Annotated in this window: 15 protein-coding genes; 8 read left to right on the top strand and 7 right to left on the bottom strand. The window is 60.5% G+C overall.

Features of this window, described 5'->3' with window-relative positions; genetic code table 11:
* Positions 1 to 48: 48 nt before the first annotated feature.
* The 4 genes from ACZ500_RS02065 to ACZ500_RS02050 all read right to left on the bottom strand — a co-directional run bounded on the left by ACZ500_RS02065 (position 49) and on the right by ACZ500_RS02050 (position 2,953).
* A complete protein-coding gene (locus tag ACZ500_RS02065; RefSeq protein ID WP_464230873.1) occupies positions 49 to 180 on the bottom strand; it encodes a hypothetical protein in 132 nt (43 codons plus the stop codon).
* Positions 177 to 611 (bottom strand): thiolase family protein, encoded by a 435-nt coding sequence (locus tag ACZ500_RS02060; protein WP_464230872.1) that lies wholly within the window; start codon positions 609 to 611, stop codon positions 177 to 179. Before ACZ500_RS02060 ends, ACZ500_RS02065 begins: the two co-directional genes overlap by 4 nt.
* A gap of 129 nt (positions 612 to 740) precedes the next feature.
* Positions 741 to 1,439, bottom strand: coding sequence for a response regulator (locus ACZ500_RS02055; protein WP_464230871.1), 699 nt, complete (start codon positions 1,437 to 1,439; stop codon positions 741 to 743).
* Between the two features lie 5 nt (positions 1,440 to 1,444).
* Positions 1,445 to 2,953, bottom strand: a complete 1,509-nt coding sequence (locus tag ACZ500_RS02050; RefSeq protein ID WP_464230870.1) for an ATP-binding protein — start codon at positions 2,951 to 2,953, stop codon at positions 1,445 to 1,447.
* A gap of 392 nt (positions 2,954 to 3,345) precedes the next feature.
* On the opposite strand from ACZ500_RS02050, the gene ACZ500_RS02045 reads away from it, so the two are divergent.
* The 5 genes from ACZ500_RS02045 to ACZ500_RS02025 all read left to right on the top strand — a co-directional run bounded on the left by ACZ500_RS02045 (position 3,346) and on the right by ACZ500_RS02025 (position 8,759).
* Positions 3,346 to 3,852, top strand: a complete 507-nt coding sequence (locus tag ACZ500_RS02045; protein WP_464230869.1) for a hypothetical protein — start codon at positions 3,346 to 3,348, stop codon at positions 3,850 to 3,852.
* A 179-nt stretch (positions 3,853 to 4,031) separates the two neighbouring features.
* Positions 4,032 to 5,507 (top strand): efflux transporter outer membrane subunit, encoded by a 1,476-nt coding sequence (locus tag ACZ500_RS02040; protein WP_464230868.1) that lies wholly within the window; start codon positions 4,032 to 4,034, stop codon positions 5,505 to 5,507.
* Between the two features lie 104 nt (positions 5,508 to 5,611).
* Positions 5,612 to 6,820, top strand: a complete 1,209-nt coding sequence (locus tag ACZ500_RS02035) for an efflux RND transporter periplasmic adaptor subunit (protein ID WP_464230867.1) — start codon at positions 5,612 to 5,614, stop codon at positions 6,818 to 6,820.
* Positions 6,817 to 7,548 (top strand): ABC transporter ATP-binding protein, encoded by a 732-nt coding sequence (locus ACZ500_RS02030; RefSeq protein ID WP_464230866.1) that lies wholly within the window; start codon positions 6,817 to 6,819, stop codon positions 7,546 to 7,548. The genes ACZ500_RS02035 and ACZ500_RS02030 overlap by 4 nt, the downstream gene beginning before the upstream one ends.
* Positions 7,548 to 8,759 carry an ABC transporter permease gene (locus ACZ500_RS02025; RefSeq protein ID WP_464230865.1) on the top strand — a complete coding sequence of 404 codons (1,212 nt, stop codon included), beginning with the start codon at positions 7,548 to 7,550 and terminating at the stop codon, positions 8,757 to 8,759. The genes ACZ500_RS02030 and ACZ500_RS02025 overlap by 1 nt, the downstream gene beginning before the upstream one ends.
* 203 nt (positions 8,760 to 8,962) lie before the next feature.
* Here ACZ500_RS02025 and ACZ500_RS02020 read toward each other — a convergent pair whose 3' ends face one another.
* Positions 8,963 to 10,345: an APC family permease gene (locus ACZ500_RS02020; RefSeq protein ID WP_464230864.1), complete on the bottom strand. Its 1,383-nt coding sequence runs from the start codon at positions 10,343 to 10,345 to the stop codon at positions 8,963 to 8,965.
* 186 nt (positions 10,346 to 10,531) lie between these two features.
* Positions 10,532 to 11,791, bottom strand: a complete 1,260-nt coding sequence (locus tag ACZ500_RS02015) for a DEAD/DEAH box helicase (protein WP_464230863.1) — start codon at positions 11,789 to 11,791, stop codon at positions 10,532 to 10,534.
* Between the two features lie 486 nt (positions 11,792 to 12,277).
* Between ACZ500_RS02015 and ACZ500_RS02010 the strand changes: the two genes are divergently transcribed.
* Entirely contained in the window at positions 12,278 to 13,723 is a 1,446-nt protein-coding gene (locus ACZ500_RS02010; RefSeq protein WP_464230861.1) for a 4-hydroxyphenylacetate 3-hydroxylase N-terminal domain-containing protein, read from the top strand.
* Positions 13,724 to 13,961: 238 nt separating this feature from the next.
* Here the strand turns inward: ACZ500_RS02010 and ACZ500_RS02005 are convergent, their stop codons facing one another.
* On the bottom strand, positions 13,962 to 14,600 hold the full coding sequence (locus ACZ500_RS02005; RefSeq protein ID WP_464230860.1) for a class I SAM-dependent methyltransferase: 639 nt from the start codon (positions 14,598 to 14,600) through the stop codon (positions 13,962 to 13,964).
* Positions 14,601 to 14,937: 337 nt separating this feature from the next.
* On the opposite strand from ACZ500_RS02005, the gene ACZ500_RS02000 reads away from it, so the two are divergent.
* Entirely contained in the window at positions 14,938 to 15,108 is a 171-nt protein-coding gene (locus tag ACZ500_RS02000) for a hypothetical protein (RefSeq protein WP_464230859.1), read from the top strand.
* 263 nt (positions 15,109 to 15,371) lie between these two features.
* Positions 15,372 to 15,833: a type III secretion system chaperone gene (locus ACZ500_RS01995; protein WP_464230858.1), complete on the top strand. Its 462-nt coding sequence runs from the start codon at positions 15,372 to 15,374 to the stop codon at positions 15,831 to 15,833.
* Positions 15,834 to 15,840: the final 7 nt, after the last annotated feature.

Genomic DNA, 15,840 nt, shown 5'->3' with positions numbered 1-15,840 from the left:
CCGTGCAGGCCCTGCACGCCCCCTGGTCGCACCCGATCTTGGTCCCCGTCAGCCGCGCAGCGTCTGCGCCGGTTTGACGCCACTGTGCGCCTCCCCGGCCGGCAGATCATAGGATCGACCGTTAACGATCAGGTTGACGACCCGCTTTTCGTGCACTCTGTCTCCTTCGCTCATACTCACAGATACCTCACCTCCCGGTCGGCGTGGCGCGGACGGCAGCTTGCGCAACCCCTCGAGGGTCGTTTCCGGCCGCGGGTGTTCGTCGGTATCCACCACGATACCGGGCTTGCGCCTCTTCCCCGGAATGACCACCGAAACGCGTCCTTGAACCGCCCGGTTTCCAGTGCCTTTTTGGCCCTCATCCGGCTGGAGTAAGCGAATTCGTCCTGATCCTCCCGGGAAATGCTGCACCTTTCGGCGCCGTTCTCGTCCGTCATGCCCATAATGAGCCCGATGTGGTGATCCGTCAAGCCGTCCCAGATGCCCTCGGAAGGTTCCTGCTGCCGGAGCCGGAGCCTCCACCGGGCCTCCTTGATGCTGTAGGAGATGTTGTTCATGCTCTCGCCGCCGCCCGCGATCACAGCCTCGGCCTCCCCGAGGCATGTCGCCATGGGGAATGGCAAAACACTGCCCGGAATGGAAAGCCCGTCCAGAAACGGCTCAAACGGTTCCGGATCCTGAAATCGAGCATTCGAGGTATCCTGGATACCGGTCCGGCGGCCCAGAGCGACACACGAGGGTCACCTGTCCTCCACCTCCAGGCTGAACTTGTAACCCACGCCGTAGACCGTGCGGATCACCTCCCGATGCGGGATCCCTTCAGCGATCTTCCGGCGCAGATTCTTGATGTGGGTGTCGATGGTGCGGTCATACCCGTCGAAGGCATAGCCCTGGACGCGGTCGATCAGTTCGCTGCGGGAAAAAACGCGCCCGGGCTGGCCCATCAGGATCTTCAGGAGCCCGAACTCGCTGGGGGTGAGATTCAAGGGGTGACCGGCAGCGCTCGCCTCGCGCCTGGATTCGTCGAGCAGAATGGGGCCCGCTTCGAGCGGGGTGGAGAAGTCCGGTTCGGCGCAGGCCCTGCGAAGCACCGCCTTGACCCGCGCCACCACCTCACGGGGGCTGAAAGGCTTGCAGACATAATCGTCGGCCCCGAGCTCCAGACCGACAATACGGTCGATCTCCTCCACCCTGGCGGTGATCATCACGATCGGAACGCTGGAAAACCGTCTGATCTCACGGCAGACCTCCGTCCCCTCCATCCCTGGAAGCATGATGTCCAGCAGAATCAACACCGGCGGGTCTTTTTTGATGTGCGGGAGCACCTGATCGCCCCGATACAGGCAGGAGGCCGTAAACCCTGCGGCCGCGAGATAATCCACCAGGAGCTGGGCGATTTTCCGCTCGTCTTCGACGATCAGAATATGGTTCCGAGCCATTCCCTCTACCTCTTTTCGATGGTACCCGCCAACCGCTGCGGGCCGCGCGGAAAGATGATGCGGACAAGGAGACCCCCGGCCGGACCGTTTTCGGCGCGGATGGCACCGCAATGCGCGAGGACAATCTGCCGGCAGATCGCCAAGCCCAGACCGCTCCCTCCCAGGTCGCGGCTTCTGGACCGATCGACCCGGTAGAGCCGGTCGAAAAGCCTCTCGAGGGCCTCTTCAGGGACGCCGGGCGGCGTGTCCTCGAAGCGGAGCACCAGGTTGCCTTCCTCCTCCCTCCCCGTAATCGTCAATTCCCCGGGCGCATCCGTGTACCGGAGGGTATTTTCGAACAGGTTCGCGTACAACTGGGCCAATCGATGGCTGTCTCCCTCTATGATGAATCCCCTGCAGTCCTGCACATCCAGGCGGAGGGCGATCCCCTCGCGCTCGAACCGCGGAAGAAAGCTCTCCGCCGTCTTTTCGAGGATGTCAACCGCCCGCACGGGCTCGTTTCGCTGCATCAAGGCCTGGGAATCGGCCAGTGAAAGCAGGTGCAGATCGTCCACCATCTTGCTGAGCCGCACGATCTCGGCATGTAGAGAGCCCAAGGTCTCGACACTCGGCTCACGGATTCCATCCTGGAGCGCCTCGATCTCGCCGCGGAGGACTGCCAGGGGCGTGCGCAGTTCGTGGGAGATATCCGTCACCCACTGCCGGCGCATCTCTTCGTACTTCCGCAGCGTTTCCGCCATCCGGTTGAAGTCTTCCGCCAACTGCCCCAACTCGTCCCTGGTATCGACCGCAATCCGCGCACTGAAATCGAATTCCGCAAGGGAGCGGGTCCCGCTGGCCAGCCGGCGGATCGGCCTCAGGATGTGCTTGGAAAAAAGCAGGGAGGCCATCCCGACCAGAAGAAACACGCCGAGGCCCACCAGCAGAAAGGCCCTTGCCTGGGCCTTCCGGAACTCGGCCTCCAGTGGATTGTGCGGGCGCTCACGCCGAGGCAGCCCCACCCACCCCACAGGGACCCCTTCAACGCGAATCTCCCGCATCGTGTAGGTCGCGGGATCCCGGTCCGCAATCCTTCCGGCGACTGGTCTCCGCCCGACGTCGAAGAGCACGAGGCCCTTCAGCAACCAGCGAAACGGCGACGGTAAACGCTGAGCCGGACCCTCGGGCGACAGCGCATCCACCCGCTTGACCGCACCCGGCTCCTGCGAGACCGGGGCCGGGGCAACCTCCTGTTCGCCCCCGACACGCGCCGCCGGTGCAGCATCGCCTGGAGGGTTGAAACGCCTCAACGCAGCCCGCCAGCGATCCGGCTCCGACGTGAAGGCCGTCCAGCTTCCCTCCAAGCGATAGATGTCGGCCAATTCGCCCACCAGGTCGTCCAGGCTTTCGAGGGCCGCCTGATTCAAGTAATCGCCGAATCGGTGGGACAGATAGACCTGGAGCGCGGCGATCATGGCCACCGCCATCAAAGCCGTCACCAGAAAGGCCAAAAATGTCTTGTAAACCAGCCGCATTCGAATCCCTCAGCGCAAATGAGCGGACATCACAGATTCGGGAGGGAAAGGTTCAAAAGCACCACCCTCCCAACCTTGAGATTTAGGCCCTATCCGCCAGAATATCAAGTCATTTCAGCCTCTCCCCGAACTCCCCATTCCTTCTCCATGATTTCTCCCTATTTCGGCAGGCCGCGATCTCTGCACGATCGACATCCAGGCTCCATATTCTCTCCACAATCAAAGGGTATCCTCCCTTCAAGCTATAAGAGACCCGAGGCTTTCGGGATACCGAAGTACAAGCGTGGCTTCCTTTAGAGACAAAGGACGTCCACACCCGACCCCAACCCAAATCACCGGCTGTGATCATCGATCGGACACGATCCCGGCCGCAGCCAGCCAAGGAGGCTACCATGAAACACAGGATCCAGACCATCGCAGTCATTTCGTTTCTCGCCCTTTTGACCGCGCTTCCCATCAGCGCACCGGCCTTTATGGGACCCCATATGGATGGGGAGGAAAGAGGGCTTCACACGCGGCACCACAAGGAAGACGGCCCCGGGCTCTTCATGCGGTTCGTGCATGAGAACATGGCCGTGGAAGCGATTGCCGAACTGAGCAACCAACCACCTGCAACCATCCGGCAGAAACTCGAGGGCAAGCGACTTCGCGTCTTGCTGGCCGAATACAGCATCGAACCGGAAGCCTTCCGGAACACCATGGAGGCCAAGCACACGACGCTGCTCAAAAAGCTCAACGAACTCGGATACCTGACTTCAGACCAACTGGCTCTGATCGAGGAGCGGAAAAATCGCCTCACCGAACGCCGCGCCCTCATGCAAAAACTGGTCGAAGCCGGGGTGGCGAATGGCACCATCACTCAGGAAGAGGCAGCGACCCTCGTGCCTCGAATGAAGTAGTTTCCACCCGCAGGGGGTGTTTTCCTTTACGGGCTGTGCCTGTGAAGAAAAGCACCCTCATCCCCGGTTTGCGAATCTGCCCTCGATGGATGGTCTTTTGCGGATGGGAACGAGCCCAAGGACAAACTCGAAGGGCGCACCGCAATGCGGACGCGTATCAGGCGAGAAAGACCCAGACCATGAAAAATTCCACCGAATCGAGCGGCCACAGCCGCGTTCGCCCAGTCTGGCTCCTGGTCCCGGCGCTCGTGATCCTGTTTGCCGGGTGCGCCGCTGTGGGACCGGACTATGTCCCCCCTGAAGTCGTTTCACCTGCGGTCTGGCACACGGGGCTCAACGATGGGTTGAACCCGAAGGCGCTCGACCTCCCAACTCTCGCCGAATGGTGGATGACACTGAAAGATCCGATCCTGAACGGTCTCATCGAACAGGCCATCGACCATAACCTCGATATCAAGGAGGCCCGCGCACGGATACGCGAGGCACGCGCCCAGTTCAGGGCCTCCGGTGCAGCCCTCCTGCCCGCCATCGACTCGGCAGGCAGCGCAACCCGCAGCCGCGGCAGTGAAAACCGTGGCAGCGGCCACACAACGGAACTCTATTCGATCGGTTTCGATGCTTCGTGGGAATTGGATCTTTTCGGCGGCACCCGGCGCGCCGTGCAAGCCGCTGCAGCAGAACTGGAGGCCCAGGAGGAGAATCTTCGAGACGTCCTGGTCACCCTGCTGGCCGAGATCGCCCTCAACTACCTGGACCTGCGCACCTACCAGGCAAGACTTTGCGTCACGGAGGAAAACCTCGCCTCGCAGGAGGAAACGGCAGACCTCGCCCAACTGCGCCGACTGGCCGGACTGACCGACGAACTGGCCGTCGAACAATCCCGCTACAACCTCGAAAGCACCCGCTCGCAGGTCCCCGTGCTACGCACCGGCATCGAGGCAGCCAAAAACCGTCTGGCTGTCCTGACAGGGATTCCACCCGGACAACTTCACGAGCAGCTCGAAGCCGTGCGGCCGGTCCCTGCGCCACCCCCCGAAATTGTAGTGGGCGTCCCGGCAGAAACCCTTCGGCAGCGGCCTGACGTAAGGAAAGCCGAACGCTCACTGGCCGCCCAGACCGCGCGGATCGGCGTTGCCACGGCGGATCTCTACCCCCGGCTCAAACTCTTCGGATCGATCGGTCTCGAGTCCCTCTCCGCCGGAAACCTGTTCGACGCTGCCGGCCTTGCCCACAGCATCGGCCCCAGCCTCAGCTGGCCGCTCTTCGATGCCGGAGCGATACGGAGCAACATAGAAATACAGTCGGCCCTTCAGGAACAGGCACTCTGCCAGTATGAATCCGCCGTCCTGGGTGCACTGGAGGAGGTGGAAAACGCCCTCCAGGGCTATCAGGATGAACTGGAGCGGCAGGGAACCCTCACGCTTGCCGCCGAAGCGGCCCGCAAGGCGGTCGAACTTTCCCGCATCAAGTATCAGGCAGGACTGACGGATTTTGTGAGCGTGCTCGAGGCCGAGCGTTCCCGCCTGGGTTTCGAAGACCAAATGGCCGAAAGCGCCGGGAACGTCACGGCTAACCTGGTGAGGATCTACAAGGCACTGGGCGGAGGGTGGAACACCCTCGCCCCTGATAAAAAACGGAGCGACGATCCTTTATGAAAGACCGCATGGTAGATATTCATTCCGCTCATGATTCCCTCACGGACGGCAAGCTTCCAGGCCTGGAACAGGGCCGGAAGGCTCATAGATTTTTCAGATGGTGGATGATTTGGGGGCTCCTGGCCGTGCTGTCGGCGTTGGTCGTTCTCAAGGTGACAGCTACCGGAAACTCGAACGGCGTGCAGTACAAAACGCAACCGGCCCGGTCAGGCGATATCACGGTCAGCGTCTCCGCCACAGGGAACCTGGAGCCGACCAACCAGGTGGAAATCGGCAGTGAGCTTTCGGGAACCGTCAAGTCCGTAGAAGTGGACTACAATGACCACGTGCAGGCGGGACAGGCCCTGGCTTATCTCGACACCGCCCGGCTCGAGGCTCAGGTGCTGCAGTCGAAGGCCTCCCTCGACTCGGCCCGTGCGGCCCTGCTGGAAGCCGAGGCCACGGTGAGAGAATCACGGAGCAACCTTGCACGCCTGAATAATGTTCACAGTCTGAGCAGCGGGCGGGCGGTTTCCCAGCAGGATCTGGATACCGCCGAGGCGGCGCTTGAACGCGCCAAGGCCCTGGAGGCGGTGTGCCGCGCGGCGATCTCCCAGGCCCGGGCCAACCTCGAGATCAACGAGACCGACCTGTCGAAAGCGGTCATCCGCTCACCGATCGACGGCATGGTCCTCAGCCGTTCCGTGGAACCCGGTCAGACTGTGGCGGCCTCCCTCCAGGCCCCGGTCCTGTTCATCCTGGCAGAAGATCTGGCCCGCATGGAACTGCATGTCGACGTGGACGAGGCGGACGTCGGGCAGGTGTACACCGGACAAGCGGCCGAGTTCACCGTGGATGCCTATCCGGATCGCCGCTTTCCGGCATCCGTCCGGCAGGTCCGTTTTGCCTCCCAGACCGTGGACGGGGTCGTCACCTACGAAACGGTGCTGAGCGTGGACAACCACGACCTCGTGCTGCGCCCGGGGATGACCGCTACAGCCGATATCGTCGTAGGCCAGGGGAAAAACACCGTACTGATCCCGAATGCCGCGTTGCGCTTCCGGCCGCCTGCACCGGATGAGACGGAAAACGCTGCAGACTCCGGCGGAATCCTCCAGAAGATCCTGCCGCATCCTCCGAAACGATCCGCAAAAAAGGCCAAGGAACAGCCCGACAACAAAAAGGATCAAAAGGTCTGGACCATCGAGAATGGGGTGTTGACCGCTGTCCCGGTGACCGTCGGATTGACCGACGGCCTCATGTCCGAACGGATCGCAGGCGGCGTCGAGCCGGGGATGGAATTGGTCGTCGAGCAACTGGAAGGAAAGCGATGAGAGAAAACGCCGCGGCGCCTGAAACCGCTCCCGAACCTATCATCCGCCTGACGAACGTCACAAAGATCTACGGCTCGGGCAGCGCGGCTATGCAAGCCCTCAAGGGCATCGACCTCACCATCCACCCGGGCGAATTCGTCGCCGTCATGGGGCCAAGCGGGTCCGGAAAATCCACCTGCATGAATATTCTGGGATGTCTGGACACGCCCAGCAGTGGAACCTTCGCCTTCAACGGCGTCGACGTTGGACGGCTGACCCGGGATCAGAGGGCGCTTCTGCGACGCCATTACCTGGGGTTCGTCTTCCAGGGCTTCAATCTCTTGAGCCGCACCTCGGCCCTGGAAAATGTCGAACTCCCGCTGATCTACCGGCGCGTCCCTGCCGCCCGGCGCCATGAACAGGCGGTTCGCGCCCTGGCCGCCGTCGGATTGAACGGCTGGGAGGCCCATACGCCGGCCGAACTCTCCGGGGGCCAGCAGCAGCGGGTGGCCATCGCCCGGGCCATCGTCACAGACCCCAGGGTGCTGCTGGCCGATGAACCCACGGGGAACCTGGATTCAGCCTTGAGCTGCGAGATCATGGCGCTTCTGCAATCCTTCAACCGAAATCAAGGCCTCACCATCGTCATGGTGACGCACGAGGCCGACATGGCCGAGTACGCCAGACGGCGGATCTTTTTCCGCGACGGCCGCATCGCCTCCGTCGAAACAGAAAGGAATCAACCCTGATGCTGTGGGAAACGATGCTTCTGGCAGAGCGCGCCATCCGCCGCAACCTGCTCCGGTCGGCCCTCACCATGATCGGGATCATCGTGGGTGTCGGGGCCGTCATCACGATGGTCACCCTCGGCGGAGGGGCCACCGCCCAGGTCACTGAACAGATATCGAGCCTCGGCAGCAACCTCCTCCAGGTCCGTCCGGGGCAGGGCTTCCGCGGTCCGGGCGGCGTCCGGTCGGAGGCCCCGCTCTTCGAGGTGGCGGATGCGGATGCGATACGGCGGGAGATCTCAGGCCTGGCGGCCGTGGCACCGGTAGCCAATGCGGCCACCCAGGCCATCTACGGCAACCGCAACTGGTCCACCGCCATAACGGGCAGCACAGATGAGTTCCTCGCTGTGCGCGACTGGGCGATCGCCTCGGGACGGTCCTTCACCGACAGGGAAGTGCGGGCGGGCAAAGCCGTCGTCATCCTTGGGACGACCGTCAAAAACCAGTTGTTCGGGGCCGAAGACCCGCTCGGCGCTACCATCCGTCTTCAGAAACTGGCCTGCCAGGTTATCGGGGTCCTCGAATCCAAGGGGCAATCCTCTTTCGGCACCGACCAGGACGACTTCGTACTGATGCCCTTGAAAACCCTGCACCGCCGCATCGTCGGCAACACGGATGTAAGCGCCATCTACGTCTCCGCCGAGGATGGCGTTTCGACCGAGCGCAAAATCGCCGATATCCAAAACCTGCTCCGGGAAAGACGCCGCCTGGCGCCCGGAGACGATGACAATTTTCATGTCAGCAACATGCAGGAGATCCTCAATACGCTCACCGGAACCACAAGGGTCCTGACAGGGCTTCTAGGCGCCGTGGCGGCGGTAAGCCTTCTGGTGGGGGGGATCGGCATCATGAACATCATGCTGGTGTCGGTGACGGAGCGCACCCGGGAGATCGGCATCCGCCTGGCGATTGGCGCCCTGGAGCGCGAGGTCCTGCTGCAGTTCCTCGTGGAGGCGATGGTCCTTTCCTCCTTCGGCGGGCTACTCGGCATCGGATTGGGGTTGGGTGCCGCGGCCCTCGGAGCGCAGATTCTCGATGTCCCCTTTGTGCCGAGCTACGGCATCCTCGTTATCGCGGTCGTCTTTTCGGGCGCCATCGGGATCATCTTCGGGTACTTCCCAGCCCGCAAGGCCGCCCGCCTGGACCCGATCGAGGCCCTGCGATACGAGTAAAAGGCTGCAAGGTAAACCGTTTCCATCCGGGACCCGCCCGCTCCGATGGGGCGTGGCGAAACAGGCACAGCCCGTGCGCAAAAATCCTCATTTCCGGATTGGAGGCTGGCTCGTGCTGAACAATCATTTCAGAATGGACACGAGGTATAAACCATTTCAGGAGGGCGGCCGGGACGCTGCGGGACTTTCGGAGAAATCTTCGCTCAAGCCTCGTCCGGGCCTGGAAGCCACCGGGCAAAGAGGCGGTAAACCCCCATCCCGACCGCGATCGTGCCGAGGCCGAACAGTGCCGCCAACGGCCGGCTCTTGAGGGAAAAGAATATGATCCAGGCATTCCCCAGGATGAAGAGCAAGGGGGTCACGGGATAGCCGAAGGTCCTGTAAAGGCCTTCGGCTGCGTCGGCACGCCGCCGGATCCGCATCAAACCGATGACGGTCAGCATGGCGCATAGCGACAGGGTGAAGCCGATATAAATAAGCAGGGACTCGAAAGAGGCCGAAAGCAGCATCGCAACCGCCAGAAACGCCTGCAGGAAGATGGAGGCGGTCGGAGTCCTGCGCGCCGGGTTCAATCTCCCGAACAGGCCGAAAAAAACCCCGTCCCGGGCCATCGCGTAGTAGATCCGCGGACCGGTCAGGATCATCGCGCTCAGAACCGAAAGAATGCCCAACGCGACCGCCCCGCTGAAGACCCGGCTGATGCCGGACCCGAAGAGGGCCACCGCCGAATGGGCGCCCACCTCGAGCACACCCCGCATCTGCGCCGGCGGCAAGGCATACAGATAGACCGCGTTCAGCATCAGGTAAAGGCCGATGACTACACACGTTCCGAGGATCAAAGCGATGGGAATGTTGCGCCGTGGATCGACGATCTCCGCCCCGATATAGGCCGCCGCGTTCCAGCCGCTATAGGCGAACGAAACGAAGATCAGGGCCACCGCGAACCCCCCGGCCGATAGGGTCTCGCCCGCATCGGCCCCATAGTGCGCGACCGATCCGGTGCCACACAAAAGGCCGCCCAGGATAAACGCTGCGATCAAAACGATCTTGAAGAGGGTCAGTCCGTTCTGGACATTCTTGCCGATCTTCAGACTTCGGCAGTGGATCAGGGAAAAAAGAACCACGACCCCGATCGCCGCCGCGGTCTGGAGTGAAATCGCGGCCAGGCGGACACCCCCGACCTCCAGGATCAGCGGCTCACCGGCGGGGATGGAAAAGGCCTGGAAGGCATAGGCGGCAAAGGCAATGGCCGCCGCCGCGATCGGCGCCGAAAAACCGACGATGAGCGAGATCCAGCCGGACAGGAACCCCACCCCTATACCGAAGCTCTCCTTAAGGAAAATATATTCGCCGCCGGCGCGCGGAAACCGCGCCCCGAGTTCCCCGTAGGACAGCGCACCGCACAGGGCGAAAAGCCCTCCAAAGAGCCAGCAGAGCATCAGGGCCCTGGCTGAGCCGACTTCGGCCAGGATGAAACCGGAAGTCGTAAATATTCCGGTCCCCACCATATTGGCAATCACAAGGATGGTAGCCGAAAAAAGGCCTACCTCCCTGCGCAACTCACTTACGCCGCCTCTGCTCTTCACTGTCCGATCCAACGTCTGGAGGGTATTTACGACAAACGGACCTGGAACATCAGACCGCTCTTTTTCTGCACCGTCGGAACCCGGGGGGCATTCAGGGAATACTTACGGAATGGATTAGCACACGAACGAGGTTTTGTATATCGATTGCCGCAGTAAGCCGCCTCTGTATCCCCTTCCGGACGGCAATTATCTGCGTCCCGCTGAAGCCTTCGGCCTTTCTCCCCAGGATTTTGGACGCTTCCCGGCCCCCCCCCCGAACCTGCCGGCCGAAGGGATAGGTCTCTGCTCCCGCTGTGCACAGGCCGCATCGTTTTCCGATGCAGGACGTCCATAATCAAAGTCCTTCAGGGTGCGCCGCTCGATCTGGGTTCCAATGACGCGGTCAATGGAATTCACCATACTCCTGTCCTCGCTTGTAACGAGGGTTAAAGCGGCACCGGTGCAACCGGCGCGCCCTGTGCGCCCGATCCGGTGGATATAGGCCTCGGGCGTAGAGGGAACATCATAGTTGATGACGTGCGAGACCTTGGAGATGTCGATCCCCCTGGCAACGACATCGGTGGCCACCAGGATCTGAAACTTCCCGCTACGGAACCCGTCCAGAGCCGCCTGACGCCGCCCCTGTGAAAGGTTTCCCTGCAAAGAGGTCGACCGGTGCCCGGCTTTGGCAAGCTGTTCGCCCAGGCGTTTCGCGCGGTGCTTGGTGCGGGTGAAGACCAGCACGGGCCCTTTGCCTGTCTGAACCAGCAGCTTCATCAAAAGCTCCGTCTTTAGATGCTGGGCAACCGGGTAAAGAGCGTGACTCACCGTTTTGGCAGGCGCGTCGGACCCGATCTGACAGGTAATCGGGTCGTGCAGAACTTCACCGGCCAGATGTCTGATTTCGGCCGGCATCGTGGCGGAAAAAAGGAGGGTCTGTCGTCTGGAGGGCAGGTAACCGAGGATCCGCCGGATGTCAGGGAGAAAACCCATATCGAACATGTAGTCCGCTTCATCGAGCACCAGCACCTCGACATGCGCAAGGTCCAAAGTACCTTGTCGGAGGTGGTCCAGAAGCCGTCCGGGACAGGCGATAACCACCTCGACCCCACGCTTGAAGGCCGAGGCCTGCGGGTTGAAGCTGACGCCCCCGTAAACTGCGGTACTTCGAATACGGGTTCCGCGCCCGAGGGCTTCGAATTCTCCATGGATCTGTTCGGCCAGCTCGCGCGTGGGAGCCACGACCAGCGCGCGGACCCGGCCGCGCTTTGCCTGCATGAGACGGTGCAAAATAGGCAGAGCGAAGGCAGCGGTCTTGCCGGTGCCGGTCTGTGCCAGACCCATGACATCGCGCCCATTCATGATGTGGGGAATGCTCTGTATCTGGATTGGGGTGGGGGTGGTATAACCTGCGGCTGCCACAGCGGCCGTCAGATTGCGATTCAACTCAAATGTTTCAAAACTCATCAAATTCTTCTCTCTCTAAAAAATTATCGGGGCAGAGGAAGGCGCAAGCCCCCCATCCAGTGCACCCTGACGGGCGCACAAAAAAAGCCCCGGAACGATTCCGGGGCTCACGTCATGATCATGTCTACCTGGGAAAAAACCGTTGAATTATTGCAACCTAGCACTTATCCCTTTTCACTGTCAAGGATTATTTCCATCACTAACGGGTGTCCACCCGGAAATGACGATCCAGCACGAACCAATTTCCAATCCCGAAATGGTCTTCTTCTTCAACCTCGCCTGCCACACCTCCAGTTTTTTCCCTTGACGCGCAATCGGCAGTCGGCTATAGCGCTCTTCTGGGTGCGTAAATCCTCACCCCCGCATTTCTCCTTGTTTCTTTTCTGTAAAGAGGTCTCCAGCAGTTCGTCGTCCGGTTCGTGAGGCGCCCTTGCGAATCGGCAAATCACGTATGATTGGCCAGGCAACTTCAAAGAGGAGGAAAAAATGGCTATCAAGTCCGAACAGGAGTACCGGGACCGTGTATCCAAACTGAGGCCGAAACTCTTTATCGGGGGGAAAAGGGTCGAAGACCTGACAAAGCACCCCGTTACCCGCAGCGTCATCGACGCGACCGCTCGCGTCTATGAACTGACCTTGGACCCACGATACACTGATACCATGCAGAGCGTTTCACACCTGACCGGTGAGCCCATCAGCCGGGCTCTCCACATCCACCAGAGCAGGGACGATCTTCACAAGCGTCTGGACATGGCGCGACTGAGCAGTCAGAAATTGGGCACCTGCAATTACCGCTGCCCCGGCAACGAGATGCTCCCCTCCCTCGCAGCGACCACATGGGAGATCGACCACGACAAAGGCACGGAATATCATCGAAGATTCAACGCGTTCCTGAAGTATGCCCAGGAGAACGACCTGGTGGTGAGCGGTTCGGTCACCGATCCAAAAGGCGACCGCAGCAAACGGCCTCTCGAACAGGACCCCGACTACTACGTCCACGTCGTGGAGAAAAGGCCGGACGGAATCGTGGTGAGCGGTGCCAAACAGCACGCCACCGGCGCCTACGCGGCGGACGAGACACTGGTGCTGCCCGGAATCTCCTGCAGAAAGGGGGAGGAAGACTACGCCCTGGCGTTCGTGATTCCGAACGGCGCTGAGGGCGTGACCTACATCGGCCAGTACAACCCCTTCAGCATGGAGAGGGAATGCGAATCCGACCTGCGGGTAATCGGAAACCCCGTCTACGGACAGCGGGAGACGTGCCTGATCGTGTTCGACCGGGTGTTTGTCCCCTGGGAGCGGGTCTTTATGTGCGGCGAGGTGGAGTATACCCAGAGCTTCATCACCCGGTTCGCCAAGACCCACCGGATGAACTGCGGGGGGGCCTGTAAAGTGGGCTTCATGGATCTGATCATCGGCGCGACCCAACTGATGGCAGAGTACAACGGTCTCCCCAACGTCTCGCACATCGCCCAGAAGATCACCCGAATGCTCCAGTTGAACGACACATCCCTCGCCTGTGCCACGGCCGCCGCCTTCATGGGGAAAGAGGAACCGGCCGGGTCGGGCGTCTTCATGCCCGATGAAACCATGAGCAACATCGCCAAATTGAACACCAACGACGGTTTCTGGGAGGTCATGGCCCTGGCCGGGGACATCGCCGGCGGCGTCTCCGTGACCATGCCGAGCGAAAAAGAGCTCGACAACCCGGAAACGCGGGACTATGTCATGAAATATCTCGGCGCGGCGGCGCCAGCCCACAAACGGATGCGGATCATCAAGTTTTTGCAGAACTGGGTCGCCGGTCTCCATGGGGTAGGGACCTATCAAGGTTCCGGCCCGAGCCAGAACCAAATGATGGTCCTCTACCGGATAGCGGATCTCGAAGGCAAAAAAAGGATGGCCGAGGAACTGGCAAACGTCCACGCCTAGCGTCGGCGGCAGCCCGCAAGCGGCATCGCAGCGGCCGCTGCCGGGCTGCCACAGACTTGCTCCCGACGTCGATAGAGAGCGCGGATCGCGGCATGCGCCTTCGCCATCGAAAGCAGGCCGGTCCCGACGTGGATCCTTATACGTCGGGAGACAACCTGCCCAAAGACACCGATCCGAATCGATCCGGAAACACCGGCGTTCGCTCCTTATACGCCCGACCACAGAGAGGCCTGCAGGTTCACCGACTGCATCCTCTGTCTTTCACCGCCTTTATGGCGATAAAAGCGCCCTTTCCATAGCCGTCCTGCACGGTCCCGGACAGGTCTCCCGGGATCAGGGTCTGTTTTATCTCCAATATTTCAAAGCCCGTCTCCCGCAGTCTTGCCAGGACCTCCCCGGTTGAGAAAAAAGTGGCGTCCCGATAGAATCTGCTTCCTTCCCTGCCGGCCGCGTACTTTCTGCCGAGACCGCTTTCCTTATCCACGAAACCCAATATGATGGAGCCATCCGGCTTCAAAACCCGGGAAATCTCCCTCAATGATGCGACGACGTCGTCTACAAAGCAGATCGTAGTAACCATCAGGACGAAATCGAAGACGCCCGCGCAAAACGGAAGCGCCTCAGCGACGGCCCGGCAGACCTCGAGGCCGAGCATCCGGGCCTTTTCGGCCATCTTCCCGGAGGGATCGACACCGATCTTTATACCGAAAGGGACGGCAAACTTTCCGGATCCAATGCCCACTTCCATACCGTTTTCGCCGGAAGCGGGGACGAGACCGCGGATGGCCTTCAACTCCAGTTCATAAAATAGAGGATGCCTGTCGAACCACGCGTCATAGGCATCGGTGTGGGCGTCGAAAGATTCTGTTTTTGCCATGACAACTCCCGTGAAACCTCCCGTCTCGAAGCGATAGGTGCGCATAAATCGCCCCCCGATCTCGGTAAAACCGGCGGAAGGATTCTTTAAACAATATCTATCGAAGACCCTTGCATCCACATCCATCCAAAAAGCGACGCACGTCCATTCGTGCACATCGCAGCAAATTCAAGGCATCAAGAATGGATACACCCCAGGAGACCTAAGCAATACCCAGGCTCAAAAGGGCCTTACATTTTGGCATATCTTTTGCTGATCGCAGATTGTACGGTTTGACACCCATTTTCAAGCCTCGCAGGGTAGGAACGTCAAAAAGCCATTTAGTTTCCATCCGGAAATGGTCTTTTTGGCCAATCTCGGCGTCAATCTGCACGTTTGCTTGTGCGACGACCTACAGGTCGCCTCCGCGCAAACGCTTGATTTCCTTGATATTGGCCAAACCGGGACCCGCCGCGAAGCGGTGGGACTGAGCGGCGAAGCGGTGAAGAAACCGGGACCCGCCGCGTAGCGGTGGGACTGAGCACCCGAAGGGTGTGAAGAAAAATCCTCATTTCCGGATTGGAAACTGGGTTGTACCGGGAAATCATTTCCGGATGGATACCATATTAGTACCTATCCGGAAATAATTTCGCGGTAGAAATCAGTTTCCGTTCCGGTTTTCAACCCCTCACAGCAGCATACGGGCGGCAGTCTTCACCATTGGACCCACCCGTTCGCTGTTCTTGGATTTTACCGGGGCCGATCCCCTGAACCTGAGAAAGGAAAGCGGCTATGGAGCGTTTCAATGCATTGTTCAAGAGTTTCGGGAAGACCATCGGACTCCCTGACCTCGACCTGGACGAGGATGGGTACTGCTGCCTGGAGTTCGACGGCCATATCGTCAACATCGAATTCAATCCGCGCTCGGAAGAATTCTTTCTCTACGCCCACATCGCCGATCTTCCCGGGACCGGCCGCAAGGCCCTCTACGAAATGCTCCTCGAAGCCAATCTATTCTTCCGTGGAACCAAAGGGGCTACTCTCGGGATCGACAGGGCATCAGAGCGAATCGTTCTGGCCGTCAAGGCGCCTGTCACAGCCATGGATGAACGCGCATTAGAGAGGATCATGGAAGATTTCGTCAACGTCACCACCTGGTGGAAACAGAGATTGGCAACCTTCCAGGAAACGGAAAAACAAGACGAAGCACAGCCAGACAGGTTCAGCTCCGATTTTCTGGAACGAAGGGCCTGAGCGGCTG

It is taken from the genome of Desulfatiglans parachlorophenolica (assembly GCF_055394735.1).
The sequence above is the reverse complement of the archived record's forward strand: the minus strand, read 5'-3'. Positions and strand labels throughout refer to the sequence as shown.

What these genes read in the sequence shown, in the direction of transcription:
- ACZ500_RS02060 (WP_464230872.1), bottom strand. Translation starts at nt 611, where the DNA reads ATGGCGACATGCCTCGGGGAGGCCGAGGCTGTGATCGCGGGCGGCGGC.
- ACZ500_RS02055 (WP_464230871.1), bottom strand. Translation starts at nt 1,439, where the DNA reads ATGGCTCGGAACCATATTCTGATCGTCGAAGACGAGCGGAAAATCGCC.
- ACZ500_RS02050 (WP_464230870.1), bottom strand. Translation starts at nt 2,953, where the DNA reads ATGCGGCTGGTTTACAAGACATTTTTGGCCTTTCTGGTGACGGCTTTG.
- ACZ500_RS02045 (WP_464230869.1), top strand. Translation starts at nt 3,346, where the DNA reads ATGAAACACAGGATCCAGACCATCGCAGTCATTTCGTTTCTCGCCCTT.
- ACZ500_RS02040 (WP_464230868.1), top strand. Translation starts at nt 4,032, where the DNA reads ATGAAAAATTCCACCGAATCGAGCGGCCACAGCCGCGTTCGCCCAGTC.
- ACZ500_RS02035 (WP_464230867.1), top strand. Translation starts at nt 5,612, where the DNA reads ATGATTTGGGGGCTCCTGGCCGTGCTGTCGGCGTTGGTCGTTCTCAAG.
- ACZ500_RS02030 (WP_464230866.1), top strand. Translation starts at nt 6,817, where the DNA reads ATGAGAGAAAACGCCGCGGCGCCTGAAACCGCTCCCGAACCTATCATC.
- ACZ500_RS02025 (WP_464230865.1), top strand. Translation starts at nt 7,548, where the DNA reads ATGCTGTGGGAAACGATGCTTCTGGCAGAGCGCGCCATCCGCCGCAAC.
- ACZ500_RS02015 (WP_464230863.1), bottom strand. Translation starts at nt 11,791, where the DNA reads ATGAGTTTTGAAACATTTGAGTTGAATCGCAATCTGACGGCCGCTGTG.
- ACZ500_RS02010 (WP_464230861.1), top strand. Translation starts at nt 12,278, where the DNA reads ATGGCTATCAAGTCCGAACAGGAGTACCGGGACCGTGTATCCAAACTG.
- ACZ500_RS02005 (WP_464230860.1), bottom strand. Translation starts at nt 14,600, where the DNA reads ATGGCAAAAACAGAATCTTTCGACGCCCACACCGATGCCTATGACGCG.
- ACZ500_RS02000 (WP_464230859.1), top strand. Translation starts at nt 14,938, where the DNA reads ATGGTCTTTTTGGCCAATCTCGGCGTCAATCTGCACGTTTGCTTGTGC.
- ACZ500_RS01995 (WP_464230858.1), top strand. Translation starts at nt 15,372, where the DNA reads ATGGAGCGTTTCAATGCATTGTTCAAGAGTTTCGGGAAGACCATCGGA.